Annotated in this window: 25 protein-coding genes, 2 tRNA genes and 2 CRISPR repeat arrays; of the genes, 17 read left to right on the top strand and 10 right to left on the bottom strand. The window is 47.5% G+C overall.

Going from position 1 to position 24,176, the window contains the following annotated elements; all coding sequences use genetic code 11:
* Window positions 1–14: 14 nt before the first annotated feature.
* Window positions 15–725, bottom strand: coding sequence for a hypothetical protein (locus MKY96_RS22800; RefSeq protein WP_340943501.1), 711 nt, complete (start codon window positions 723–725; stop codon window positions 15–17).
* A 355-nt stretch (window positions 726–1,080) separates the two neighbouring features.
* Window positions 1,081–1,773: a CRISPR direct-repeat array (repeat unit 33 nt; unit sequence GTCGCACTCTACACGAGTGCGTGGATTGAAATT).
* Window positions 1,774–1,872: 99 nt separating this feature from the next.
* Here MKY96_RS22800 and MKY96_RS22795 point away from each other — a divergent pair.
* Entirely contained in the window at window positions 1,873–2,232 is a 360-nt protein-coding gene (locus MKY96_RS22795) for an SH3 domain-containing protein (protein WP_340943500.1), read from the top strand.
* Window positions 2,233–2,301: 69 nt separating this feature from the next.
* Here the strand turns inward: MKY96_RS22795 and MKY96_RS22790 are convergent, their stop codons facing one another.
* Window positions 2,302–2,535: a helix-turn-helix domain-containing protein gene (locus MKY96_RS22790; protein ID WP_340943498.1), complete on the bottom strand. Its 234-nt coding sequence runs from the start codon at window positions 2,533–2,535 to the stop codon at window positions 2,302–2,304.
* A gap of 114 nt (window positions 2,536–2,649) precedes the next feature.
* On the opposite strand from MKY96_RS22790, the gene MKY96_RS22785 reads away from it, so the two are divergent.
* Window positions 2,650–3,291 (top strand): hypothetical protein, encoded by a 642-nt coding sequence (locus MKY96_RS22785; protein WP_340943497.1) that lies wholly within the window; start codon window positions 2,650–2,652, stop codon window positions 3,289–3,291.
* A gap of 254 nt (window positions 3,292–3,545) precedes the next feature.
* Window positions 3,546–4,568: a CRISPR direct-repeat array (repeat unit 32 nt; unit sequence GTCGCACTCTATACGAGTGCGTGGATTGAAAT).
* A gap of 55 nt (window positions 4,569–4,623) precedes the next feature.
* Here MKY96_RS22785 and MKY96_RS22780 read toward each other — a convergent pair.
* Genes MKY96_RS22780 through MKY96_RS22770 form a run of 3 tightly spaced genes read right to left on the bottom strand, consistent with a single transcriptional unit; the run spans window position 4,624 to window position 6,649 of the window.
* The gene (locus MKY96_RS22780) at window positions 4,624–5,460 is read right to left on the bottom strand and encodes a hypothetical protein (RefSeq protein WP_340943495.1); all 837 of its coding nucleotides are present in this window, start codon (window positions 5,458–5,460) and stop codon (window positions 4,624–4,626) included.
* Window positions 5,453–6,271 carry an ImmA/IrrE family metallo-endopeptidase gene (locus MKY96_RS22775; RefSeq protein WP_340943494.1) on the bottom strand — a complete coding sequence of 273 codons (819 nt, stop codon included), beginning with the start codon at window positions 6,269–6,271 and terminating at the stop codon, window positions 5,453–5,455. The genes MKY96_RS22780 and MKY96_RS22775 overlap by 8 nt, the downstream gene beginning before the upstream one ends.
* Window positions 6,272–6,283: 12 nt before the next feature.
* Window positions 6,284–6,649, bottom strand: coding sequence for an XRE family transcriptional regulator (locus tag MKY96_RS22770; protein WP_340943493.1), 366 nt, complete (start codon window positions 6,647–6,649; stop codon window positions 6,284–6,286).
* A 789-nt stretch (window positions 6,650–7,438) separates the two neighbouring features.
* On the opposite strand from MKY96_RS22770, the gene cas3 reads away from it, so the two are divergent.
* From cas3 to MKY96_RS22740, 6 genes are all read left to right on the top strand, one after another.
* On the top strand, window positions 7,439–9,706 hold the full coding sequence (cas3, locus tag MKY96_RS22765) for a CRISPR-associated helicase Cas3' (protein ID WP_340943492.1): 2,268 nt from the start codon (window positions 7,439–7,441) through the stop codon (window positions 9,704–9,706).
* Window positions 9,706–10,413 (top strand): type I-C CRISPR-associated protein Cas5c, encoded by a 708-nt coding sequence (gene cas5c, locus MKY96_RS22760; protein ID WP_340943491.1) that lies wholly within the window; start codon window positions 9,706–9,708, stop codon window positions 10,411–10,413. The genes cas3 and cas5c overlap by 1 nt, the downstream gene beginning before the upstream one ends.
* A gap of 1 nt (window position 10,414) precedes the next feature.
* Window positions 10,415–12,325 (top strand): type I-C CRISPR-associated protein Cas8c/Csd1, encoded by a 1,911-nt coding sequence (gene cas8c, locus MKY96_RS22755; protein ID WP_340943490.1) that lies wholly within the window; start codon window positions 10,415–10,417, stop codon window positions 12,323–12,325.
* Window positions 12,322–13,185 carry a type I-C CRISPR-associated protein Cas7/Csd2 gene (gene cas7c / locus MKY96_RS22750; RefSeq protein WP_340943488.1) on the top strand — a complete coding sequence of 288 codons (864 nt, stop codon included), beginning with the start codon at window positions 12,322–12,324 and terminating at the stop codon, window positions 13,183–13,185. Before cas8c ends, cas7c begins: the two co-directional genes overlap by 4 nt.
* A gap of 106 nt (window positions 13,186–13,291) precedes the next feature.
* Window positions 13,292–13,582, top strand: a complete 291-nt coding sequence (gene cas2 / locus MKY96_RS22745) for a CRISPR-associated endonuclease Cas2 (RefSeq protein WP_340943485.1) — start codon at window positions 13,292–13,294, stop codon at window positions 13,580–13,582.
* A 936-nt stretch (window positions 13,583–14,518) separates the two neighbouring features.
* Window positions 14,519–15,628 (top strand): GGDEF domain-containing protein, encoded by a 1,110-nt coding sequence (locus tag MKY96_RS22740; protein WP_340943484.1) that lies wholly within the window; start codon window positions 14,519–14,521, stop codon window positions 15,626–15,628.
* A gap of 65 nt (window positions 15,629–15,693) precedes the next feature.
* Here MKY96_RS22740 and MKY96_RS22735 read toward each other — a convergent pair whose 3' ends face one another.
* Window positions 15,694–16,266 carry a CGNR zinc finger domain-containing protein gene (locus MKY96_RS22735; RefSeq protein ID WP_340943482.1) on the bottom strand — a complete coding sequence of 191 codons (573 nt, stop codon included), beginning with the start codon at window positions 16,264–16,266 and terminating at the stop codon, window positions 15,694–15,696.
* 172 nt (window positions 16,267–16,438) lie between these two features.
* On the opposite strand from MKY96_RS22735, the gene MKY96_RS22730 reads away from it, so the two are divergent.
* Both MKY96_RS22730 and MKY96_RS22725 read left to right on the top strand, forming a co-directional pair.
* On the top strand, window positions 16,439–16,933 hold the full coding sequence (locus MKY96_RS22730; protein WP_339254173.1) for a DinB family protein: 495 nt from the start codon (window positions 16,439–16,441) through the stop codon (window positions 16,931–16,933).
* 106 nt (window positions 16,934–17,039) lie between these two features.
* Complete coding sequence (locus MKY96_RS22725) at window positions 17,040–17,210, top strand: hypothetical protein (protein WP_340943479.1); 171 nt, start codon at window positions 17,040–17,042, stop codon at window positions 17,208–17,210.
* An 88-nt stretch (window positions 17,211–17,298) separates the two neighbouring features.
* Here MKY96_RS22725 and cmpA read toward each other — a convergent pair whose 3' ends face one another.
* Complete coding sequence (gene cmpA, locus MKY96_RS22720; protein WP_143803736.1) at window positions 17,299–17,436, bottom strand: cortex morphogenetic protein CmpA; 138 nt, start codon at window positions 17,434–17,436, stop codon at window positions 17,299–17,301.
* A 119-nt stretch (window positions 17,437–17,555) separates the two neighbouring features.
* The gene (locus MKY96_RS22715) at window positions 17,556–17,915 is read right to left on the bottom strand and encodes a hypothetical protein (protein WP_036697237.1); all 360 of its coding nucleotides are present in this window, start codon (window positions 17,913–17,915) and stop codon (window positions 17,556–17,558) included.
* A 119-nt stretch (window positions 17,916–18,034) separates the two neighbouring features.
* Between MKY96_RS22715 and MKY96_RS22710 the strand changes: the two genes are divergently transcribed.
* Entirely contained in the window at window positions 18,035–18,520 is a 486-nt protein-coding gene (locus MKY96_RS22710; protein ID WP_340944730.1) for a SprT family protein, read from the top strand.
* Here MKY96_RS22710 and MKY96_RS22705 read toward each other — a convergent pair.
* Together MKY96_RS22705 and MKY96_RS22700 are read right to left on the bottom strand one after the other, a co-directional pair.
* The gene (locus tag MKY96_RS22705) at window positions 18,517–19,158 is read right to left on the bottom strand and encodes a pentapeptide repeat-containing protein (RefSeq protein ID WP_340943475.1); all 642 of its coding nucleotides are present in this window, start codon (window positions 19,156–19,158) and stop codon (window positions 18,517–18,519) included. The two genes, MKY96_RS22710 and MKY96_RS22705, sit on opposite strands and share 4 nt — an antisense overlap.
* A gap of 32 nt (window positions 19,159–19,190) precedes the next feature.
* The gene (locus MKY96_RS22700; protein ID WP_340943472.1) at window positions 19,191–19,619 is read right to left on the bottom strand and encodes an Lrp/AsnC family transcriptional regulator; all 429 of its coding nucleotides are present in this window, start codon (window positions 19,617–19,619) and stop codon (window positions 19,191–19,193) included.
* A gap of 138 nt (window positions 19,620–19,757) precedes the next feature.
* On the opposite strand from MKY96_RS22700, the gene MKY96_RS22695 reads away from it, so the two are divergent.
* The 6 genes from MKY96_RS22695 to MKY96_RS22670 all read left to right on the top strand — a co-directional run bounded on the left by MKY96_RS22695 (window position 19,758) and on the right by MKY96_RS22670 (window position 24,153).
* Window positions 19,758–20,510: an MBL fold metallo-hydrolase gene (locus tag MKY96_RS22695; RefSeq protein ID WP_340944728.1), complete on the top strand. Its 753-nt coding sequence runs from the start codon at window positions 19,758–19,760 to the stop codon at window positions 20,508–20,510.
* Window positions 20,511–20,595: 85 nt separating this feature from the next.
* Window positions 20,596–20,671: transfer RNA gene (locus MKY96_RS22690), tRNA-Asn, on the top strand.
* A gap of 6 nt (window positions 20,672–20,677) precedes the next feature.
* A tRNA-Ser gene (locus MKY96_RS22685) sits at window positions 20,678–20,766 on the top strand.
* Window positions 20,767–21,085: 319 nt separating this feature from the next.
* The gene (locus MKY96_RS22680) at window positions 21,086–22,090 is read left to right on the top strand and encodes a Gfo/Idh/MocA family protein (RefSeq protein WP_340943470.1); all 1,005 of its coding nucleotides are present in this window, start codon (window positions 21,086–21,088) and stop codon (window positions 22,088–22,090) included.
* A 43-nt stretch (window positions 22,091–22,133) separates the two neighbouring features.
* Window positions 22,134–23,057: an AraC family transcriptional regulator gene (locus tag MKY96_RS22675; protein WP_340943468.1), complete on the top strand. Its 924-nt coding sequence runs from the start codon at window positions 22,134–22,136 to the stop codon at window positions 23,055–23,057.
* A gap of 13 nt (window positions 23,058–23,070) precedes the next feature.
* Entirely contained in the window at window positions 23,071–24,153 is a 1,083-nt protein-coding gene (locus MKY96_RS22670; RefSeq protein WP_340943465.1) for a Gfo/Idh/MocA family protein, read from the top strand.
* Window positions 24,154–24,176 lie beyond the last annotated feature (23 nt).

Here is a 24,176-nt window from a genome sequence, read left to right as displayed (position 1 = left end):
CTAGCTACGCTGGATTATTGCATATTTTCCGGGTTGAACTCCTTTAGGCGGATCAAAGGCTTTTTCCTCTGAATTCCTTTTTTTGTGGTGAGATGTCCTTGTTCGTCCGTTCTTCTCTTAATAAATTGTCCGGTCAAATAATTAATATCATCCTCATCCGCCTGCTCCATGGTTACAGCACCTGTGAAATAGGTTCCGCTCGTGGAGCCAATCAAAAACCAGTCATGATCCTGATACCGAAATCTGTATTTGTTGTACCATCTCCAATTGCTGCCCCCATAATCGCTAACCAGGACAGAACCCCGGTCAATGGTCAGGCTATCAAAAGGATCGCCCCAGATGCCGCCCTCATCCGATTGCAAAATGACATTTTTGGCGATGATCGAGAGGGTGTACGTATTGTTTTTACTGCCAAAAGCGATTAAAAGGGATCGCGGAGATGCCTCGTCCTTACCTGCATCCTTCTCTATGACTGCCGCAACATCTGCGATTCCGTCTTTATTCAGATCTCCTTCAGCAATTGCCTTCTCATCCTGGAAAGGCTCTAAAATGTGCCAACCTGCCGGAATTAGTGCATTGATATTATCTGCTTTAGCAGCTGGCTTTGGGGTATGGGTTGACGCTGCTTTTGCTTCTGCAATTTGAATTTGAGAAGGATCATTATACCCCACTATGTAGCTTAAAAGTGCAACAATACCTACGGACCTTACTATTAGTTTTTTCATTGAGTCAGATTCACTTCCTCTTCATGTGTTTCTGCTTAGTACGTGTACCTACACTAGTATAGCGAATGGATTGATGAACATGTAACACCTTGCACACAACAAAAAAACTACAATATTGAGAGATTTATAGTTATGCAGAATTACTTTCGATGAATTAAAATAGAAAAGAGAGTCGGTGCGAATGCCAAGCTCCCATGAAATCCCCGGGGGTTTCGCACCTCAGAATTTGTCGAATTCCTGAAGGATTGAGAGTGCTAGTTGAATGTCAAGGTGTGATTCATACTCTTCTGATATAATATTAAGGGAAAAGAAGTGAAACGATGTGTGAAAGGCATTGGTTATACTCTTTTCCGCTGTCGCACTCTACATGAGTGCGTGGATTGAAATATAAGCATACTGTTTATTTGTCACTAAATTCGTGTCGCACTCTACATGAGTGCGTGGATTGAAATTCCAGCCAATGATATGTTTGCTGCTGTGCGAAACGTCGCACTCTACATGAGTGCGTGGATTGAAATTCGGCGAACGTTGTAGCCTCTATGCCATATGCGTCGTCGCACTCTACATGAGTGCGTGGATTGAAATCAGACAGATCGGCGTCCGCTACGCCCTTGCCATGTCGCACTCTACACGAGTGCGTGGATTGAAATATTTTGTACACGATACAGAAATATAGCGGCGTGTGTCGCACTCTACACGAGTGCGTGGATTGAAATCGCACGTAGTTGAATATCTGCGTCAGGGTCGTGGTCGCACTCTACACGAGTGCGTGGATTGAAATTTCAAGTGAATAGAGATGTAGGAATTATGACATAGTCGCACTCTACACGAGTGCGTGGATTGAAATTGTATGGTCTTGGCCCCGTTGATGCTATGCGCCTGTCGCACTCTACACGAGTGCGTGGATTGAAATTATAAAAGTGCGTCCAAAGTATTGACATATGCCGGTCGCACTCTACATGAGTGCGTGGATTGAAATTATGGGTAACACTCCTTTATCGAATGGCTCCTATGGGTCGCACTCTACACGAGTGCGTGAATTGTAGACCTAACGTGTGCCCGTACAACTCTATCGTCGCACTTTAGATAAGCTCTTCACGTCTGTTAAATATATCCCCTTTTTTAATGATAAAGGAGGCCCCCTACCTTGCAACGATACACCGTAATCAAAGCTCATACATCTACTTATCCTGATCCAATCATCCTGCAAAAAGGTCAAGAAGTTTGGTATGGCAGGGAGGATACTCAATTTCCTAATTGGATTTTTTGTAGATCAGTGTCCACTAGCAAAGAGGGATGGGTGCCTAAGCAGATTTTAACTTCTCCAGATAGCCATGATATTGCAAAAGTGATCGAAGATTATTCCGCTCATGAACTGACAGTTACTCAAGGAGATATACTGTGGGGGTTAAAGCACTTAAACGATTGGACTTACTGTAAAACGGATAATAACGAATACGGTTGGGTCCCAGCTTTTTGTTTATCTGACTTACACGAATCTGGTTAGCTCCATCTTATAAATAAAAGCACTGAATATCTGCGCAGCCGCAGGACTCAGTGCTTTTTTAATCCTATCCTATTCCTTCCGGCGTACCTCAAATAATTCGTTAGGGCTGACTTCAAAATAGAGGCATAGCTTCATGATTAATTCTGCTGATATTTTCTTTTTATCCATGTTGGTGTTATGCACTAATTCCATAATGGTTGTTCTTCGGTGTCCGATTTCATTGGACAATTTTAGTACTGAGATATTGTGTGCCTTTAAAATTTGGTCGAGTTTACAGTGCAGTGTGTATTTATCAAATTCCATGGGGACCTCCTAATAATAATGATTGCACTTTCATAGTGCATGATGTATATTATGGATATAGAAGTTGAACTTTAAACGTGCAGTTTTTGGAGGTAATCAAATGGAGGTTGCTCTATGTCCAAACGTCGCCCTCGCAAACTCAATACTCAAGCTATTCTGGACATATCCCGGAAAAACTTGGTGTGGCCAGAGCTAAATGGATTACCGGATACGATCCACTACTATCATTTGACTGATGCGCTGGGACGTAAATGGCAGACAATTGGTTGTCATGTTACGGATGCGATTAAGGTTTTTAAAATGGGAGCGTATCCACCCTGGACAATTATTATTGAAAAGGCACCTGATACGTCTGACCTAACAGCTCGAGAATTGGTAGCGATTCTTAACTGTGATGACAAAGCGTTAGTTAATGACATGCAAATTATTTTAAATACACCAGTAAGATGCAATCAGTTTATAAATACGATTGTTAACGTTAATCATTATAGCATTTTTACAGTGTTATATGATCTGAAAAATGAGTATCTACTAAATGATCCAATGCCTACTTCAGACTTTGAAACTATGTATAAAATAAACCCGATCGAAGCCTTATCCCGATTGTACTTGGAAAATGTAGATACATTGGATTATTGGGATTGGGTGCAAGCTGGAGGTATGGCTGAGTTTGCTGTTAATTTCAGATCCGAGAATCCTACGCTAAGTTTTATACAAGCTATCGAAAAGGCCGAACGGAGGAACAATGATCCATAGACTACTGAAGATTAGTAGTGAGCTAATTAGTTTGCAGAAATTAAGTGGTGGAGTAAGATAGGAGGGAGGGCTGGTGCGAATGCCAAGCTCCCATGAAATCCCCGGGAGACTCGCACCTCAGAATTTGTCGAAACTCTAACCTTGAGAGAGTGTACTTGGAAAGTCAAGAGTGGACTGTTACCTTTTCAAGAATAGAGTTTGGAGGAAGATAGTGAATTAATACGGAAAAAGCATAGGTTATGCTGTTTTCCGCTGTCGCACTCTATACGAGTGCGTGGATTGAAATCGCGTAGGAAATGTCGGAGGTTACTGCGGAGATGAGTCGCACTCTATACGAGTGCGTGGATTGAAATATACCAGAAAGGAGCTTAACCATGCAAAAGAAGAAGTCGCACTCTATACGAGTGCGTGGATTGAAATATCATGCGTGTGGAGTCAGCCAGTACCCATGCTTTAGTCGCACTCTATACGAGTGCGTGGATTGAAATTTGAACTAGCATTTAGCACCTCCTTATGGTTCTGTCGCACTCTATACGAGTGCGTGGATTGAAATATATCCATCGGGGTGATTGTCCCAAGAAATCAAGTCGCACTCTATACGAGTGCGTGGATTGAAATGTACACGGACGGTATTTTCCAAGACCACGCTGCGCATCGCACTCTATACGAGTGCGTGGATTGAAATACATCATATCCAGTCCAACCACCGTTTCCGGCATGTCGCACTCTATACGAGTGCGTGGATTGAAATCTCTTAAAGTCTGTTCTGCATGGTGGTATGAATGTCGCACTCTATACGAGTGCGTGGATTGAAATTCTTGATATAGAAAAACTCTGTAAAGTCGTTACGGTCGCACTCTATACGAGTGCGTGGATTGAAATCTTATGGAGTTCTTCGGAAAGTCGCAGAGGGTAAGTCGCACTCTATACGAGTGCGTGGATTGAAATACTCTGGACCTTAGTCGGGACGGAGATGTCCTGGGTCGCACTCTATACGAGTGCGTGGATTGAAATAAACCCGGGATAACGTGATTTCAATGTGTCAATGTCGCACTCTATACGAGTGCGTGGATTGAAATTACCCTGCGCAATATCCCACGCGCCGCTTACCGGTCGCACTCTATACGAGTGCGTGGATTGAAATGTGAGTAATACGTCCATAATGTTAACCGCGATGAAGTCGCACTCTATACGAGTGCGTGGATTGAAATTAGAGAGGTGGTAGGGTCGGTGCTGTAGTACGGGAGTGCACTCCATACGAGTGCATGGATTGAAATTGCGTACACTTTATATATGAGAGGCGAGTCCAGTTGCTACGACCCGTCCCCCTACCTAAAAAATCATCTGATAACGCTGATAATTCCTACAGATTTCTTCAAAGTCAGAGGAATGGAGCAGATGCCGGTGTAAGACGGTTGTTCCATCGGAGAATGACTCTACATAAGTAGAAGAGCTTGAATTGGGGCGCAGAGCAGGGATTTGATGAGTGTGAAGGATGCCTTCTTTTACAGCAAGAAATAGTAAGACGTCCTTACTGAAGTAAGAAATGGGTGGGGAAATCGGCGTACCCAGTTTAAGGGTTTTGTGTGCTTCCTGAACCATCCGATCCTTAATGTTCATTATACCGAGATCACTTGAGGCGATAGCTAGGTTTGACAACTGCGTAGGATAGTGTGAGAGCAAGGCGAAGCATAATGCTAGGACCGAGACTTCCCCTGCATTCTTATTGGTAACCATGGTTTGCGTTTCGCGGGTAAAGAAGCCTTGCTCATAGTATTGTTCAATCCAATCATCCGGATAATCCTCTGCCCCCAAACCCTTGTACATGTTAAAAAACCGTTGGGAGTGTTCATTCGGCGCTGCCAATCGAAATAACTCCATCAGCTTTTTGTCGCTGTAACCTAGCATAGGCAAGTAGTCATCCACCTCATCGACGATAAAGTAAGGTTTGGGAAGAGAAGCAATGTATGCGGATTTTCCCGAATGATGAGCATACTCGGCATGAACCCAGCCTGGGATAAGAACAAGATCATAGCGATTGAAGATGAAAGAGGAGGGGAGTACGTCTCTATGTTGATAGAAAAATTGAATATTCCCCGTATCCAAAATCAATATTTTTATTTGATTAGCTGTACGTACTAATTGTTCAAGGTCGCTGTAATTACCCATTCAAATGCTCCTTTAGTTCCTTTTGCACAGCGCTGTATTTCCCGGCCCATTTCTCCACCACGCGCAGATTCTCCTGGTACAACTCCACATCAGGGTGCGCCTCAATTTGTTCCCGTATAGCAACCATAATCGGGTTCAGATTAATAATTAGTGAGGGTTTCATTAAGGAATCATCCAGTGCATATTCATGAAAAATCGCTGACCACTCTTCCATTGACCAATGCTTATCAAAGTACAGTCTGATTTGTTGCTGGAGCGACTCATTCCGGTTTTTTTTGGCAATCTGATAGAGTTGAATCAGTACGGCCTTGTAGGGTGCCTTGAAGGATTTCATGCAATGGGCCGCATTAACCAGGAAATCATCATGCCTCAGGGAGAGATAGTAATCATACAAATCATGTCGTCCAAAAATCATCTGGCTGGCAAAATAATCGGCTTTTCGCTCATTTAAATCAAATTCAATCGTAATCTCGTAGTCCTCCAGATGGCTACCCATTTCCTCATGCTCCGTTAAATGATAAATTTCATGCCAGTAGATAAAGTATTGATACAGCCTGGGCTGCGCAGTGTTTATGACCGGGACGGTTAGACCACTAGAGAACTTTCGGATAGCGCCCCCCCAATTCTCATCCGGGATCGGGAGTTCAATCAAATTGTATTCTTTCAGGATTTCATAGGCCTGCTCTTCCAGGGGAAGGGATCTCCATTTGATTAGGCGTTTGTTAATATAAGCGATATGCTCCTCGACTTGCCGTTCAATCTTCAGATTAAGTTCCACCGTCTTATCTAAGTTATTGCTAGTAATCCGCACGTTCCAGCCCCCTCAACGTAAATATAATGAGTAAATATCCAAAATGTTATCCAAGCCATCTAAAAGCTCTCTAACCATCGGGTCCTTCGCTGAACCAGCACTATGATCGGAGTAAGCATAGGCCGGGGGAGCTGAAGAGAGGGGGGGGCGTGAGGTAATGAAGTAATCTTCTGGTAACGCAAAGGCGTGATTGATCTTTTCAATTTGCGAGTTGTATTGCTTAGGGCTGGGACTTTCACCTTTGATGATTTGGTCGATGGTTGGGCGGGAGATCCCTGTCTGTTTCGACAAAGAGAGTTTAGAGAACCCTTTCAGCCGCAAAAAGTTCAGCACATTCTTAGCAATTGTCTCCCGGTGCTCAAAATAATTGATGGTCATGTTATACACCTCACTTTGTGTAAGATACGTTGTATTATATTTTGTATTATAAAGGAATTGAAAAAGGTTGTAAAAATTATTTTTACAAAATGTAAATTTATGAAATAGTATTGGTGAGAAGCTGGAAAAATATACTGGGATATTGAAAAGAATAGGATGAGTGTAACTAAGCGGGAGCGAGTTGAAAGAATTATTATTTGGTAGAATATGAGATATGGAGTAATATGGAATGGAGAGCCGGTGCGAATGCCAAGCTCCCATGAAATCCCTGGGAGATTCGCATCTCGGAATTTATCGGAAGTTTATAAATATGAGGGTAGTCTTTAGAAGTCAAGGATGGTAGTATAATCTTTCCAAGAATAGAATTAGGGGAACAGTTAGTGAATTTATATGAGAAAAGCATGGGGTACGCTTTTTCCGTTGTCGCACTCTACATGAGTACGTGGATTGAAATATCGTGCATCCAATCCGGTTTCCATGGAGCCTTGGGTCGCGCTCTACGTGAGTGCATGGATTAACCGTAATACTCACACAAAAGAAGCTAGTTCCAGACTACTCTGGACTAGCTTCTTTTTTAATAATATTTAACCACAAGTTTCAATCCACGCATCCTTGGGGAGCGACTAAGCACTTTATTTATATTATATGGAGTACTTGCAGGATGCAATACATGGAGGATGGTATATTTCGGATCATATTGGATTTTTTTGTATACAAATCATCAGAGATAAGTTAAAATATAAACAATATTTAATTTTTAAACACAAGAAAGTTAATATGAGGTGATTAATGTACTACGCGCACAGTACAGATTCTGCAGATAAAAGTGAGTGGCAGCTATTATTGAATCATCTAACTGAAGTGGCCCAATTAACAGCTAAATTTGCTAGTCGATTTGGAATGGAGAAATGGGGTTACATAGCCGGATATCTTCATGATCTTGGGAAATATTCTGATGAATTTCAAAGTAGGCTTAAGGGATCAAGTAGAAGAGTGGATCATTCCACAGCAGGAGCAAGAGAAATCATTGAGGCTGGTTCTAATCAACGCTTGGCTGTAATCTTATCCTACATCATTGCTGGTCATCATAGCGGCTTGCCAGACTATGGGACAATTTCTGGAGCGGATTCTTGCCTTGCGCGCAGACTGGTAAAAGATTTGGATGATTATAGTGCAGCATTTCGTGAGATCAAAATTCCTGAACTGCCAACACAGTTTTCGTTGCAGCCGGGAATATCATCATCTTTTCAGTTGTCTTTTCTTACTCGAATGCTTTTTTCTTGCCTGGTCGATGCAGATACTTTGAACACAGAACGCTTCTTAAATCCGGATCAAGCGGATAAGAGAGGAGTGGTTGCCAATTTCCCTGTTTTACTTAAGCGCTTTCAGGATTTTATGGCGAAGCGATTCTCTAAACCTAGTAGTCAAATTGATTATTTGCGCACCGAAATATTCAATGAGTGTATGGGCATAGCCTCACAGCCCCGGGGCCTATTCTCATTAACCTTACCTACCGGCAGTGGTAAAACGTTGATCTCGCTGGGCTTTGCTTTGGGACATGCAGTGCAGCATAAGGAATTGGAGCGAATCATATACGCAATTCCTCATACCAACATAATCGAGCAAAACGCTGCTATTTTTGGTGATGTATTAGGGGAAGAGGTTGTGCTGGAGCATCATTCCAATGTTCACCATGACACGGATGAGTCGGAAGAATTATTAGAAGAAGAGAAGGAAGTGCGCAGGCTCCGTGATACGAGAAGGCTTTCTGAAGAGAATTGGGACATGCCTGTTATCGTGACGACAAATGTGCAGTTTTTTGAATCCCTGTTTTCTCACAAACGTTCCCAGACCCGCAAGCTGCATAATCTTACGAACAGCGTTATCGTGCTGGATGAGGCACAGATGATGAATGGAGCTTTTTTCAAACCTTGTATGTACGCACTGGAGGAGCTTGTTCGGAATTATGGGTGTACTGTGATTATGTGTACTGCAACACAACCGCCAGCTTCGGAAACATTGAATCACCCCCGTATGAAACAGCAAATTAATGTTAAGGAAATTGTGACTCACCCGGAATTACGCTTCAGACAATTTGAACGTGTAAAAGTATTCAGCCGTGGAATTGTAATTCTTGACGGCTTAGCTGAAGAATTGAATGGTCTGCGTCAGGCATTGTGTATTGTTAATACCCGTAAGACTGCCCGTGAGCTATTTAAGTCTTTGCAGCGACTACATTCCAAATCCGCTAATACACTTGAGGGATTGTATCACTTAAGTGCGAGAATGTGTCCTAGACACAGAATGGATATATTAAACGTGGTTCGTCAACGCCTTGAGTCTGATCAGCTTTGCCTCTTAATCAGTACGCAATTAATTGAAGCAGGAGTGGATGTAGATTTCCCGGAGGTTTACCGTGAGTTAGCTGGACTTGATTCAATTGCTCAGGCGGCTGGACGATGTAACCGGAATGGGAAATTGTCTCATGGAAAAGTACATGTTTTTGAACTGGAGCGGGGACTACCTGCGGGTTGGATGAGTTTAACGGGCAATATAGCTAGAACTATTCTTAAAGATAGTTTGGAGGAAGGGCTTGATCCGCTATCCGTCTCAGCAGTTGAGCGGTATTTTGCCGAACTTTCTTATTTTCAACACATCGGGAACAAAGACTCTACGGACGGCAAGGAGATTATTGCCAAGATTGAAAGAAACGGCAGACAGCTCGCCTTTCCTTTTGCTGAGATCGGCCGGGAATTCCGGATGATTGATGAGCAGATGGAGCCGGTCATCATTCCCTACAAGACTGAAGAGGAAATGCTTGTAGAGGATAATAACACTGCATTCTCGATTCTGCTTAAGCGTCTTCGCCATGCTCCTCAATTAAGTAGAGAGCTTGTGAGGAAACTTCAGCCTTATACGGTTCAACTATATGAACGGGAATATGAGGCTTTTAAGCAAGCGGGAGAACTTACAGAGATTAGCCCGGGCATCAGAATGCTAGAACGTCCTGAATTATGGTACAGCCAGCAGACGGGAGTCAAGCCTTACTCTGCTTAATGAGCAAGAAAGCTACCTTAATAGCTAACGGAGGTGAACATATGGGATACGGTATTAAGCTCCGTGTTTGGGGGGACTATGCATGTTTTACGCGCCCGGAAATGAAGGCTGAGCGAGTCAGTTATGATGTCATCACTCCTTCTGCAGCTCGAGGTATTCTCGAGAGCCTTCACTGGAAGCCGGCCATCCGGTGGGTGGTCGATCGTATTCATGTACTGAACGAAATTAAATTTGAATCCATTCGCCGCAATGAGACAGAATCTAAACTATCTGCTGCTATTGTTAAGTCAGCTATGAACGGCAAAACAAGCAATGTTCGTCAGAATGTGACGGAGGAACGGCAACAGCGGATGACCTTAATGCTAAAGCAGGTCGGATATATTATAGAGGCACACTTTGAGATGACCTCAAAAGCGGGAGCTATGGACACTCCACAAAAGCATTATAATATTTTTCTCCGCCGTGCGCGTTTAGGACAAGTGTTTCAACAACCTTACTTAGGTTGTCGGGAGTTTCCTGCCAATTTTCAATTAATTGAGAGCGGACAAGCCGCGCCTATTTCTTATTATGCCGGGGCTGGAGAACGAGATTTGCAGTGGATGCTCTGGGATCTCGATTACGAAGCTAGTATGGAGGCAAAATTTTTCCGTGCTGTAATGAATGCGGGAATTATTGACGTACCGGATTTGAGTAAAGGAGGGAAATAAGATGATCACCCAGTCTCTTTATGAGCGTTATCTAAAGCTCTCTCAAGATCCGGCTTCAGGTATGGCTCCACCTGGTTTCAGCACGGACAAGATCTCTTTTGTGCTGGAGCTTGCTACAGACGGCCGACCGCTGCGTATTTTGGATATCCGTGATAATCGTGGCAAAAGGCCTTTGTCCATTTCGATGGATGTACCGGAGCATGGAGCACGTTCAAGCGGGGTGAAGCCTTACTTTTTATCGGATAAAGCAGAATATATTTTTGGTCTGATTGAAAAAAACGGAGTTCTTTCCACATCGCTCAAGAAATTTGAGGCCAGCCGCGTGTTGCACCGTTCTCTGCTCGATGGTTGTGTTTCACCTGATGGCCTTGCAGTCTTGAATTTTTTTGAACGTTGGAATCCTGAAGAGCCTGAAGGTGATGAATTTTTTCAACTGAGTCTGAACAAAGCGCTATCTGGAACAGATAATAACTTTATCTTTAGGCTGCAAGGAAGCGATCCCTTCGTTCACCAGACAGCTGAAATGATAAGTATCTGGACTCATTCTCGAAGAGAAGACAAGGAGGGAGCCGTCTATGGAACCTGTCTCATCTCCGGTGAAGCGAACCGTCCCATTGCCCGTACTCATGAGATCAAGATCAAAGGGGTTGCAGATGCTCAATCCGTTGGAGCTAATTTGGTTTCTTTTAATTTTCCTGCACTCCTATCCTATGGTAAAGAACAAAGTTATAACGCACCAGTGAGCGAGGAAGCGGCAGCCGGATATGCTAAAGCATTAAACCATCTGCTTGCCTCTAGGGAGAATCGGCTGCGGGGCGTAGGTGATATGACAGTTGTCTTCTGGGCGGACCGTCAGCCAGGGCAAGGAAAGGAGTGGGCTGCTCAAGAGGAAATGTTCGGAAGTTTTTTTGATAACGAACCGGAGGAACAACTGGAGGAGGATTCTCAGGGTACTGAACAGCTAAAGGATATAATGCTTCGTGTTCGCAGCGGTATAGAAGTGTCAGAAGATATGTTGCCTGCTCCACAGGCACTGTTTACTGTACTGGGGCTATCGCCGAATGTTGCCCGTCTGGCTGTTCGTTATTTCTGGCAGGGTACTTTTGATTCTCTATTTGTACGATTGTCACAGCATTCCGCAGACATGGCTATGAGTCGTCCTGGGGACAAGTCTCCTGTGCTGCCAAGCCTTTATCGGGTTATGCGGGAAACGGTCCACGCAAATATGGATTCAGGCAAAATGAAAAAGGCAACCGCTGCAATGGCTGGTGCATGGTTTCGTTCTGTACTTCAAGGCAGCGCCTATCCATATTCAGTATTTGCAGCAATTATCGGTCGTATTAGGGTGGACGGAAGAATATCACCTTATGGTGAATCGGCGGGAAGTGCATGGGTTCGGGCATCAGTCATCAAGGCGTATTTGCAGCGTTATGCACGGATCAATAACAATGATGTGCTGAAAGGAGCACTGACGATGGAGCTTAACGAGAATAGTGAGACACAAACCGTAGCCTATAGACTTGGCAGATTATTCGCGGTTCTGGAACGGGCGCAGATCGAAGCCTCAGGGGGGTACGGCAAATTAAATACGACGATTAAAGATCGGTACTTTTCCTCTGCTTCTACTACCCCATTGGCGGTTTTTCCGAACCTAATCCGTTTGGCGCAGGCGCACATCTCTAATCCAAAGGCAAAGTTCGGAAAGTTTAGAGACCGGGATATCGGTGAGGTATTATCCGGCGTTCCTAAATTTCCAACCCATTTGAATCTTGAAGAGCAAGGCTTGTTTATTCTTGGATACTATCATCAGGCGCAGCATACTGCCAGTAAAATAAGCGGGACTGGCACTAATTCGGAAACGGATGCCCCTACTCCAAATAACAAGGATAAGAAAGGTGAGGATGAACAATGAGTACCCCTATTAACCGCCATGAGTTTACGATCTTTTTTGATGTTAAGAATGGCAATCCGAACGGAGATCCTGATGCTGGTAATATGCCGAGAATTGATCCGGAAACAGGGCATGGAATCGTAACAGATGTATGTCTTAAACGCAAAATCCGCAACTATGTAGAGGTAACAAAAAATGGGCAAGAAGGCCATAATATTTATGTGTCTGAGGGCGCGGTGCTCAATGAACAACATCGTCAAGCCTATCGGGCGTTGCGCGAAGAGGATACAGATAAATTGAAAGAGTTGAAACCTGCGGATAAAGCAGAAAGCTATAAACTTACCCGCTGGATGTGTGATAACTTTTTTGACGTTCGCACGTTTGGGGCGGTTATGACTACTAAGATTAACTGCGGACAGGTTCGTGGTCCTGTACAGTTTACTTTTGCAAGAAGTATTGACCCCGTATTCTCTCAAGAGCTAACCATAACCCGCCAGGCTGTTACTCAAGAGGGAACTGATAAGGAGCGGGAGATGGGGCGCAAGCATATCATCCCCTACGGACTTTATAGAATGGATGGTTACATCTCGGGGCATTTGGCTCAACAGACGAACTTTACTTCGGATGACCTGGAATTGTTGTGGGTTGCGATTGAGAACATGTTCGAATATGATCGCTCTGCCGCCCGTGGACAGATGGCACTTCGCAAATTGATTATTTTTGAACATAGTTCTGTCTTAGGTAATGCGCCTGCTCACAAGCTGTTTGAACGTATTCATGCTGAAAGTGTTCCTGAAGTGCCAGCGAGAGATTATAAGGATTACCATATCACTATTGATCGTTCCGAGTTGCCTGAAGGGGTAAATATGATTGAGAGATAGAATTATTGGACAAAGAGGGTCTCATGCTCAAGTGCTGCTGCTTGCGGGTCATTGGAGAAATGATCTGGATGAGCACCCTCTGTTCCTGCGGAAGTAGGTTTAGAAAATGTTAGTGCTGATCACTTATGATGTAAGTAAAACCACTAGCACAGGTCAAGGCAGGCTGCGTCGGGTAGCTAAGGTCTGCCAGAATTACGGGCAGCGTGTTCAGAGCTCAGTGTTCGAGTGCATAGTGGAAGCAGCGCAATTTACTGAGCTGAAGTTGAAACTGAAGGACTTTATTGATCAGAAGGAAGATAGTCTCAGATTCTATCAACTGGGAAAAAACTATAAAAACAAGGTTGAACATGTGGGGATTAAGGAATCCTTAGACCTTGAAGGCCCGTTGATCCTGTAGTGCGAATGTGAGGCTCACATGAAATCCCTGGGAGATTCGCACCACGGTTTTAGAAAATTAAGTTAATATATTGATGGGTTTATTAAATACATGAATTTTCATCTATAAGGAGGAGTTGTTTCCTTTTTTTGATGTAAAATCGCTGTCGCTCCTAGTGCAGGAGCGTGGATTGAAATTTGTTAATCAGCATCAAGACGAATTTATCGGCCATGTCGCTCCTCATGCAGGAACGTGGATTGAAATTGGTTGGTGAGCCCCCGGATCTGCTTTTGCAGTTGTCGCTCCTCGTGCAGGATCGTGGATTAAAATGCTGATACATACTGGGGTGACTTGAACTTTGACGGTCGCTCCTCATGCAGGAGTGTGGATTGAAATAAGTGGAGGGATCATCGGTTATGACCTCCAGTCCCTGTCGCTCCTCATGCAGGAGCGTGGATTGAAATAAAGCAGAGCAAGCAAAAAAGATCCAGCAACAAGTCGCTCCTCATACAGGAGCGTGGATTGGAATTTCTGCGGCCGGCATTAGCTTCTGATGATCGGCAGTCGCTCTTCAGGAAGGAGCGTAGATTGAATTACCGTCTCCAGAGCGGTATGAGAGCCTGTGCAAGTCGCTCCTCATACAGGAGTGTGGATTGAAATCGGATGAAGCCTGGCTTCGCGATCGCGCGCCGCTGTCGCTCCTCATGTTGGAGTGTGCATTATCACAGGCATGGTCTGTCCCCTCCATATGTACAAACATGAATTGAAATCGCACAAAGAATAATCACCCACATACCAACACCTGCCCCCGATATCCAACCCAACTTCTCCCCTAAACATCTCCCGTACATATCCCACAAGTGAGTATCCGACCCGGACCCTGGCATGTTAAAATAGGAGAAATGTGTACATCCTAGTGTGAATTTAATCGGGGGGCAACAGGTGAGAGCGTTGAGATTGAGAGATTACATGGGCCCTTCGGAGACTTCGGCGCACCGGCAGGCGAAGTGGGTCAAGCGGTTTCTGTATACGTACTGGCTGGTGATTGTTCTGCATTTTCTGGCCCAGCTTGGGTCTTTCATCTGCTTGCCGTATCCCATGGGGGCGCATGAATTCTATTATGAGGTGCTGCTGTATCCGACGCTGCTAATGAGTGCGGTGGTCGGGTTGACGCAGCTGGTGGATGTTGCGGCACCGAAGTATTCCTTCGTGCTGCTGTTTGTGGCGGGGACGATTATCGCGATGATGATTATTCACCTGAATATGGACATCCGGATTATCGGGGCGTTGATGCTGCTGCCGATTATGGCGTCGGCGATCTTTTTTCGGCTGGATCTGACCTTGTTTACGTCTGCCCTCCAGGGGGCCGCATTCTTCATTCTGTATCGCTGGGATTACTGGTTCAAGTATTATCTGACGGATTTCGATCTGATTGCGATCCCGCTCTTCCTGCTGGTCGGCACACTGGTCGCGGGGATTATTATCATTAACGGGCGTGAGCTGGCGAGCGATCTGGAAGCTACCTTAACGGCCAAGCAGGATCTGATGATCGAGAACGCGGTGATCCGCAAGCTGTCGAGCACCGATGCGTTGACGGGGCTGTATAACCATATTTCTTTTCACGAATTCTATGAAAAAGCGCTGGAATACGGCAGCCAGGGCGCCCCGTTCCATCTTGCGCTGGTGGATATCGATAATTTCAAGCAAATTAACGATAAATATGGACACCGTACGGGGGATCTGGTGCTGGCCCGGGTCGCGCAGATCATCAAGGACCATCTCTCTGCGGCAGACATTGCTGCCCGCTACGGCGGCGAGGAGTTTGCGGTATTGCTGTTCGAGAAGAGCTTCGAGGAGGCTTATGAGCTAATCGATTGGATACGTCACCGGCTGTCGGAGACGCTCCATGAAGAGATGGAGAACCGGGCGGTGACCGTCAGCATTGGCCTCAAGAGCTATGCCGAAGGCACCACCAAAGAAACGCTCTTCGAAGAAGTTGATAATCTCCTCTATACGGCCAAGCACTCCGGCAAAAATACTACGCTGACGCAGCGGAACGCTGTGTAGTCAAATTTGTCTCAACTGGTAACCTGCTTACGCTGCTGATGATTCATCCGCCGTCGGTAACACGCTTACTCCCTTGAAGCTTCACCCTCCGCTGCTTTTTTGCGTGCCCGGAACCGCCGCACCTTCATCAGATTCCCGCACAGCTTGTCATCGCAGTACCGCTTCGAGCGGTTGCGGGTATCGTCGTAATAGACCCAGAGACAGTCAGGATTCCCGCAAATACGGAAGCGAGAGGGCTCCTTCTCCAGCAGCGCAGCCGCAAAAGAGGCGGCAATCTCCGCCATAATCTGCCCCCAGTCCGCACGCTGCGGCTGGAGGGAGATCTCAGCGTCACCTGCGGGCGTCCAGACCACACGGCGCACAACCGGCCCGTTGCCCATGTACGTATTTAACTGCGCAATCAGTTCTGTAGACGTAGACTCTCCCGCGACCAGCCGCTGCAGCTCGTCCCACAACAAGCCGCGCAGTTCCTTCAGTTGCTCCAGCTCCTCCGGGAGGAGAGGGCCTGCCGCCGGCAGTTTCTGCTCCACCAGCCATTGCTCCAGCCACTCCGGTTCTTCGAGCCGGTCCTCGTCCTTGCTCCGGTCACTAGTCCGCCAATTCCGCCAATAGCTGTTCATGAAATCTACCCACAGCAAGCTTCATCTGTCCCTTCGCATGATCTTTCCCTTGATTGTAACAGTTAAAAATGAGTTATGCTAGTTACTTGATACACTCCGGCAAATATGTTAAAGTGCTCGTGTAACTGTTATTATGGTTGTTTAGTCGTTACCAAGTCATTGACACCCACAAATTACAGGAGGAATTCAAATGGAAAACAAAATCAGCGATGTTCTATTGGAGAATTGGGATTATGTAATGGATGTAGAGGATTGGCAACCGCCGCTGAGTGCTGCGCTTGAAGGTGTGAACAGTGAGCAGGCCCTCTGGAAGCCGGAGGGAGCGGCGGGCAATTCGATCTGGGAGAACGTTAACCATCTGACGTATTATAAGGAGCGTCTGCTGCGTAAGCTTAAGGGGATGGAGAAATTGCCTGATCTGGAGAGCAATGACGCCACGTTCACTGTAACAGGAAGCGGGGAAGAGGACTGGAAGCAGGCGGTAGACAAGCTGAAGTCCATTCATGCCTCACTGCGCGAGATTATTGTAGCTCTGGAGGAAGGCGCTTATGAATGGGGCGGCTCCGGGCATGCACCGGGCGAAGAGGTAATGAGCCTGATTCTGCATGATGCCTATCATACGGGACAAATTGTACTGGTCCGCAAGCTGCAAGGCTCCTGGCCAAGCACCCGCCGTTTCGATTAAGGCGACAGCTTTTACAAGAAGTCTGCGCCCTTACACCTCTGTTTCAGCTCCAAATCCCCGGGTTAATGGATGACATGCAAGTACAACCCGAGAGGAGAGATTGAAGATGGAGCCGAATTACAAGGATAGAAGCGTAGAGGTTGAACGGACAGAGGTGCAGCGGAAGTCGGATTCCAGTCTGGTCGCCTCCACTTTTATTAAATATGCAGCCTACATTATTATCACCTTCGGAGTTCTGTTTTTCTTGGTGAAATACGTATTCCCGATGTTCAAATAATCCGGCAGCCCCGTGCAGGCTTGGACGGATTCACGCCAAAAAGCCACGATACCTCTCAGGGGATCGCGGCTTTTTTGAATTCAACCGGTTATACGTTCTTCTGGATCATCTCGTGGGAATCGGCGGTATTCCGGTAAAAGAACCAGCATTCATTCAGCAGTCTAATCTGACGGCAGTCCTTCTTGAAGTAGGCCTTCATAAGCTGTTGGCGAAGCCATTGTGGCAAGGGTACCCCTCCTCTGCATGCTTCCTGTGTATAGATAGCATATGGGGGAATTCGCCCAAAGGTGCACGGTTAGTTTCAGATAGCCAAGCCGAATTTCACATGGACGTTCGGAAACGGAGTTACTGCACCCGTTCTTCTTCCTCTTCATACCATTGTTCAAGCTGGGCCTGGAGCGCCCGGATTTCGGTCAGTAGTGAGATCAGCGGGTAATGCTCCTCCTTAATGGAGGCAAAAGCCTGCTCCAGCCGGTTAATATACGCCAGCCCCGACTCCAGGTGATGCTCTTCGCGCAGCAGCTCCAGCGCCTCGCATTCGGCCACCGCCCGCGGTAGTCCGGGTACATTCTCGGCGGTCAGCTTGTCGATTTCTTTGTTCAGGCGAAGATTGAGGGCGCTTAGCTGGTAAGCATATTCCTCCGGCATCTCCACGAATAGCAGTTCCTGATCCTGCTGCATAATTACGTAACGCATTCTCGGCATCTTTCATTCTCCCTCCGAACTTGTCTTCCTTCTTGACAGTGTAGCCCATGGGCAAGTTACAATTCAAGTAGAGATCTGATTTCTTGAGGAGAGGACCGTGAAGGACCGTTATGACAAGTATGAGCAACGAAGAGCTGCAGCTGTGGATTGAGCAGGTGTCGCTGAACAGCTTCGGCGTGCCTTTCCGGCATACGGCGAGCTTTAACAGCAGACTTACGACAACCGGCGGACGGTATTTTACCAAGAGCCATAATATAGAGATTAACCCCCAGCAGCTGGCGATGTACGGACGGGAGGAGACGGAGCGAATCATCAAGCACGAGCTCTGCCACTACCACCTGCATCTGGCGAAGCGGGGGTACATGCACCGGGATGCCGATTTCAAAACACTGCTGGCCCGCGTCGGCGGCAGCCGGTATTGTCAGACCCTGCCGGGAGCCAAGGCCCGCAAGCCGCAGCCTTACCGGTATAAGCTGGTATGCATCACCTGTGCCACTGAATATCTGCGTAAGCGCCGGGCTGATCCCGGGCGGTACCGCTGCGGTAAATGCTCCGGCAAGCTGAAGCTAATTGCGCTAGAGGCGGGCGCGGGTCCGGCTACTTAATTTTTGATAACCAGACCTAGTAATCCGGCAAAAGAAGCCGCCTGCTCCGCAGAGATGATGCAGCCCTCCAGATCCTGGAGATCCACCAGAAGGCCGGTGAACTCGCAGTCGCTCAGGTCAACGCCCTTCAGCTTGCATCCGGCCAGCGTGGCCTGCTCCAGATTACATTCCGAGAAATACAGGTCTTTCAGGGTGGACTGGTAATAATCCGCGCTGACCAGCGAGCTGCACTCGAAGGAAGCCCCTTTGAAGTTGGCAAAACGGAACACCGCGAACTCTCCGATACATCCGGTAACCGATACATTTTGAAACCGCGCTCTGGTGAAGTCTGTACCGATCATGCGGCAATCCCTGAATTCGGTCCGGTGTATGAAGGCATCGCTGAAATCCACATTGGACAGGTCGCAATGATCGAAGATCACATCGGTAAGCTCGATGCGCTCCAGCGAGGATTCGGTGATGGTGACGTTTTTGAAAATGGTTTTATCGAAGGCTACCCGGGTAGCCTCCTGATATTCAATGAGCGCTCCTTCGATGAGACAGCGGCTGAATTCGTCTTTGGAAGCAAGGGTGTGAATGTCCTGTGGCGTAAGCAGCCCGGGATCTGGGATTCTGGGTGGTTCTATCTTGTTATTCATGTCGGCCTCCTTGGCATTTCTTATGCTTAATGCTATTTGATCTGGCCCATGTCCAGGTTGACCCGGTAATTGCCGTACTTCAGCAGTTCGTCCAAGAAAGCAGTCAGCGCGTCCTGATCCACAGTGCGTACCCGCATTAAGTAACAGCCTTCCCCGCTGATGCGGTACAGCTCGGTGACACTCTCATGGGTCTTCGCAAAAGCCTGAAAAGGCGGATGATCCTTATTGCTGCTGAGAAAAACCGTGATAAAAGCGTGGATGCTCTGACCCATCCGCAGCGGGTTATAACGGATGGTGTAGCCTTCAATGATGCCAAGCTCCCGCATTCTGCGGACACGTGCGCCTACCGCCTGGCCGGTCAGATGGACCATCGCCCCGATATCCTTATGGCTTAAGGTGGAATCATCGATCAGGAGCTGAAGGATGCGGTAATCGGTGTTGTCGATGAGATAAGGGGACATATTCGTGATTTCCTTTCCGGCTGAAAGCAGAACGTAAGAATCTCTTTCGCGGCACAATGTCTTCTGTTCTTGCGCTGATCTATACTTATTGTATCAGAATTTGATCTTAAGGAAGAGATCCGGGAAGAGGTGCATATGATGAAAATAAAGCTGATCCGCCACGCCACCCTATGGCTGGAATACGGCGGTGCGACGTTTCTGATCGATCCCATGCTGAGTGCGCAGGGTGTGAATCCGCCGATTATGAATTCGGGCGATGAACGCCGGAATCCCCTGGTACCCCTGCCTGGTCCGGTTCAGCAGTGGCTGGAGCCGGATGCTGTGCTGATTACACATCTTCATCAGGATCACTGGGATGCAGCAGCGGCAGAAGCGCTGTCCAAGGCACTGCCGGTGTATTGCCAGGAAGGTGATGGGGAGCGAATTGCTGCCCAGGGCTTTGGGCGTGTTACAGAAATTATGGATACCGGCTCTGTGTCCGTCGGCGGTGTGACCCTGACACGTACAGGCGGGCATCACGGGACAGGGGAGATAGGAGAATTAATGGGCAAGGTCTCCGGCTTCGTCTTCCGGGCGGAGGGCGAACCTGTGCTGTACCTGGCGGGAGATACCATCTGGTGCGAAGAGGTTCAGCAGGTGATAGCCGGGGAAGTGCCGGAGGTGATTATTGTCAACGCCGGAGGCGCCAGCTTCCTCAGCGGTGGCCCCATTACTATGAATGAACAGGATATTGTAGAGGTGTGTCATGCCGCTCCGTCCGCCTCCGTGATTGCTGTGCATATGGATACGATTAACCACTGCCATGTGACGAGGGAGCTATTGAAGCAACGCCTTGAACAGAAAGGCTTACTTAGCCGTGTGGCTGTTCCGCTGGACGGTGAGTGGATCTGATGATGTAAACGATCTCATAATCTCTCGCTACGCGCTTGACTAACCTGTAGAATCATGATAAATTAATCCTTGTTCATGTTAATGTTCCCTGATAGCTCAGTTGGTAGAGCACTCGACTGTTAATCGAGTTGTCACAGGTTCGAGTCCTGTTCGGGGAGCCATTACTTGGAGAGATACCCAAGTGGCTATAAGGGGACCCTCTGCTAAGGGGTTAGACTGCGTAAGCGGTGCGAGGGTTCGAATCCCTCTCTCTCCGTTCTGAAATACTTCATTGCCAGGGATGAGAAGCCTCAATGGTTCGTTGGAGCATAAGCTTCGTGAGGAACTCTTCGCAATCTCTCGCGTAGCGAGAGTATCCCTCTCTCTCCGTTCTTCAATTAACACATAAGGAGCTCATATTGAGCTCCTTTTTTGCGTTCACCCAGCGGGAGTAGCTGAATCTCTGGATGATACAATCTCCCTGTCTGATGTCGTAATTCCATATAATTGATGTCGCATTTATCTACTAAAAATCCTGCTTATTATGTGATACTTTATAGGTGATGTCAGAATAATGTATATGGAGGTGCAGGCGGGTGAGCATTAGGATTGGCAAGATTAGCTTTTGGCATGTACATGCCTGGGATTATACGAAGCAGGCCCAGGAGCATGGAGATACGGAAATTGCTGCGGTATGGGACGAGGATGCGGAGCGGGGCAGGAAGGCGGCAGAGAGCTTGAATGTCCCGTTCTATGATTCTTTGGATGACATGCTTGCCCGGAAGGATATAGATGCCGTGATTGTCGATGCGCCAACCCAGATGCACCGGGAGGTCATGATTGCGGCGGCCAGAGCAGGTAAGCATATCTTCACCGAAAAGGTTGTAGCTGCAACGCTGAGTGAGGTTAACGAAATCCTCTCAGAGGTCGAGACTCATAGAGTGAAGCTAACCGTGTCCCTGCCGCGGCTGAATGACGGTTATACGTTATCGGTTCAAGACATTCTAAGCCAGGGACTGCTAGGGGAGATTACGTATGTCAGAGTCCGCTTATCGCATAACGGTGCAACGGCCAACTGGCTTCCCGAGCATTTCTATAGCCTGGAGCAATGCCAGGGCGGGGCTTTGATTGATCTGGGATGTCATCCCATGTACCTGACCAGGCTGTTTCTGGGTCAAGAGGTGACCGGAGTAAGTGCGAGCTTCGGATATGTGACGGGCAAGGAAGTGGAAGACAACGCAGTAGCGACGCTCTATACCGATTCGGGAGCGATCGGTGTGGTGGAAGCCGGCTTCGTGAACAGCTACTCCCCGTTTACCATAGAAGTGCATGGAACGGAAGGAACTATACTCTATGGAACGCCTGAAGCGAAGCTGCTCGTCAGAAGTACTAAGGCGGCAGATCAAGGAGCTTCCTGGAACGATACGCCTGTGCTTGCTAACCGGGACAGCGCTTTCCAGCAGTGGGTCGCCCACATCCAGAACAACACACTTGCTTCTGACAATATTCAAGCGGCAACCGAGCTTACCCGATTAATGGAGGCGGCGAATCTCTCGGCGAAGGCAGGACGGGTGTTCCGGTTAGCCGAACTGAAATCTTAATCACTTATCCGGGTACAGAGCGCAGCTTAAGCAGGAGGTTAACATGAGCCCTTTTCCCTTCGAGATTATGTTTGAGAAGATGGATCTGCTGGAAAGACTGGATATTTCCATCCTGTGGGGACATTATGAAATTTCCGTTCTCCGGTTTCATTTGACCTCTTTTCCGCCGGGGAAGGTCATTGATTTCCATAACCATGCTGAATTTGAATTTCATTTCATCCCGCGGGGCAAGGGAACGGTCATTCTTGGGGATCAGCAGTATCCTTTATCGGAGGGAATGCTCTATTTGACCGGACCGGGAGTGATGCACCGTCAGGAAGCGGATGCGGAAGAGTCGATGGAGGAGTTATGTCTGCATGTCAACATTGCGGAGAAGCAGAGAGACGATGCAGACCCATGGGAGGTTGCGGAAGCAGAGGAATGCGTGGAGAAGCTGAGGAGGCTGCCGCTGATCCCTGCGCAGGATTATCACAGGGCGATGAAGTGTTTTCTGGAAGCCTATGAGGCCTGTGACGGCAAGCTTGCGGGATATTACACCTCTATCAAGCATCTCGTGATCAGTATCCTGCTGAAGGTAACCAGAGCATATGATGCAGGCGGGATGGGAGCTGCGGCACCCGTACGGGATATGGTGACCTACCGCTATCAATATGCCGTTCAATACATGGAAGCGAATTATTCAGCAGCCGTGACGCTGGAGAATGTTGCCGAGAAGCTGAATATCAGCCCTAGGCAGCTACAGCGGATATTTAAGCAGGTTGATCCGGATCACACCTTCAGCCGGATTCTTGAAGACATCCGGTTGCAGGCGGTGTGCAGCAAGCTTGAAGCCAGCAACCTGTCGATCGAACATATCGCGGAATCCGAGGGGTTCACCAATGCGACCTATCTGCATTCGGTATTCCGCAAGCGGCTGGGCATGACCCCGGCTGCCTACCGCAAGACCCGAAAAATACTTGAACAGTGAGGATGAGATGGCTATGAGCAAAGTGTATCGTGTTGGAGTTATCGGCTGTGGAGGTATTGCGAACGGGAAGCATCTGCCTGCCTTAAGCAGACAGGATAAGGTTGAAGTGGTGGCCTTTTGCGATATTATCAAGGAACGGGCTGAAGCGGCTGCTGAACAATACGGCAGTGCGGATGCGGCTGTCTATACGGATTACCAGGAATTATTGAAGGATGCTTCCATTGATATTGTTCATGTGCTTACTCCCAATGATGCGCATGCGGAAATATCCATTGCGGGCTTGGAAGCGGGCAAGCATGTGATGTGTGAGAAACCCATGGCCAAGACAGCGGCAGATGCCAAACGTATGGCTGAAGCAGCGAAACGTACAGGGAAGAAGCTGACCATAGGGTATGACAACCGGTTCCGGCAAGACAGCTTGTATCTGAAAAAAGTCTGTGAATCAGGCGAGCTCGGTCATATCTATTATGCGAAAGCACATGCTATCCGGCGCAGAGCAGTCCCTACCTGGGGGGTCTTCCTGGATGAGGAGAAGCAGGGGGGCGGCCCGCTGATTGATATTGGAACCCATGCGCTGGATCTGACACTCTGGATGATGGACAACTACAAACCGAAGGTTGTGCTGGGGACCAAATACCACGAGCTCTCTCAAAAAGAAGACGCTGCCAACGCCTGGGGGCCCTGGGACCCGAAGAAATTCACCGTGGAAGACTCTGCGTTCGGGATGATTGTAATGGAGAACGGCGCAACGATTACGCTGGAAGCAAGCTGGGCGCTGAATTCGCTTGACGTGGATGAAGCCAAGTGCAGCTTAAGCGGAACCGAAGCGGGTGCGGACATGAAAGATGGTCTCCAGATTAACGGGGAGAAGCACAGCAAGCTATACACGAATAAAATTGAGCTAGGTGCCGGGGGAGTAGCCTTCTATGACGGCAAAGAGGAGAAATCTACGGATATCGAATTAAGAAAGTGGATCGAAGCGATCGAACAGGATAAAGATCCGGTCGTCACTCCTGAACAGGCCTATGTAGTCTCCCGGATTCTGGAGGCCATCTATGAATCGGCCCAGACGGGTAAGGCGGTATATTTAGACTAGGCGATCATTGTCAGGTCAGATCT

Origin of the sequence: Paenibacillus sp. FSL R7-0302 (assembly GCF_038006885.1) — a bacterium.
Taxonomy (GTDB): domain Bacteria; phylum Bacillota; class Bacilli; order Paenibacillales; family Paenibacillaceae; genus Paenibacillus_AQ.
The sequence above is the reverse complement of the archived record's forward strand: the minus strand, read 5'-3'. Positions and strand labels throughout refer to the sequence as shown.

Bases quoted from the DNA above. Each gene is read 5' to 3' on its own strand.
- MKY96_RS22800 (WP_340943501.1), bottom strand. From the start codon at position 725: ATGAAAAAACTAATAGTAAGGTCCGTAGGTATTGTTGCACTTTTAAGC.
- MKY96_RS22790 (WP_340943498.1), bottom strand. From the start codon at position 2,535: ATGGAATTTGATAAATACACACTGCACTGTAAACTCGACCAAATTTTA.
- MKY96_RS22785 (WP_340943497.1), top strand. From the start codon at position 2,650: ATGTCCAAACGTCGCCCTCGCAAACTCAATACTCAAGCTATTCTGGAC.
- MKY96_RS22780 (WP_340943495.1), bottom strand. From the start codon at position 5,460: ATGGGTAATTACAGCGACCTTGAACAATTAGTACGTACAGCTAATCAA.
- MKY96_RS22770 (WP_340943493.1), bottom strand. From the start codon at position 6,649: ATGACCATCAATTATTTTGAGCACCGGGAGACAATTGCTAAGAATGTG.
- cas3 (WP_340943492.1), top strand. From the start codon at position 7,439: ATGTACTACGCGCACAGTACAGATTCTGCAGATAAAAGTGAGTGGCAG.
- cas5c (WP_340943491.1), top strand. From the start codon at position 9,706: ATGAGCAAGAAAGCTACCTTAATAGCTAACGGAGGTGAACATATGGGA.
- cas8c (WP_340943490.1), top strand. From the start codon at position 10,415: ATGATCACCCAGTCTCTTTATGAGCGTTATCTAAAGCTCTCTCAAGAT.
- cas7c (WP_340943488.1), top strand. From the start codon at position 12,322: ATGAGTACCCCTATTAACCGCCATGAGTTTACGATCTTTTTTGATGTT.
- cas2 (WP_340943485.1), top strand. From the start codon at position 13,292: ATGTTAGTGCTGATCACTTATGATGTAAGTAAAACCACTAGCACAGGT.
- MKY96_RS22730 (WP_339254173.1), top strand. From the start codon at position 16,439: ATGGAAAACAAAATCAGCGATGTTCTATTGGAGAATTGGGATTATGTA.
- MKY96_RS22725 (WP_340943479.1), top strand. From the start codon at position 17,040: ATGGAGCCGAATTACAAGGATAGAAGCGTAGAGGTTGAACGGACAGAG.
- MKY96_RS22715 (WP_036697237.1), bottom strand. From the start codon at position 17,915: ATGCCGAGAATGCGTTACGTAATTATGCAGCAGGATCAGGAACTGCTA.
- MKY96_RS22710 (WP_340944730.1), top strand. From the start codon at position 18,035: ATGAGCAACGAAGAGCTGCAGCTGTGGATTGAGCAGGTGTCGCTGAAC.
- MKY96_RS22705 (WP_340943475.1), bottom strand. From the start codon at position 19,158: ATGAATAACAAGATAGAACCACCCAGAATCCCAGATCCCGGGCTGCTT.
- MKY96_RS22700 (WP_340943472.1), bottom strand. From the start codon at position 19,619: ATGTCCCCTTATCTCATCGACAACACCGATTACCGCATCCTTCAGCTC.
- MKY96_RS22695 (WP_340944728.1), top strand. From the start codon at position 19,758: ATGAAAATAAAGCTGATCCGCCACGCCACCCTATGGCTGGAATACGGC.
- MKY96_RS22675 (WP_340943468.1), top strand. From the start codon at position 22,134: ATGAGCCCTTTTCCCTTCGAGATTATGTTTGAGAAGATGGATCTGCTG.
- MKY96_RS22670 (WP_340943465.1), top strand. From the start codon at position 23,071: ATGAGCAAAGTGTATCGTGTTGGAGTTATCGGCTGTGGAGGTATTGCG.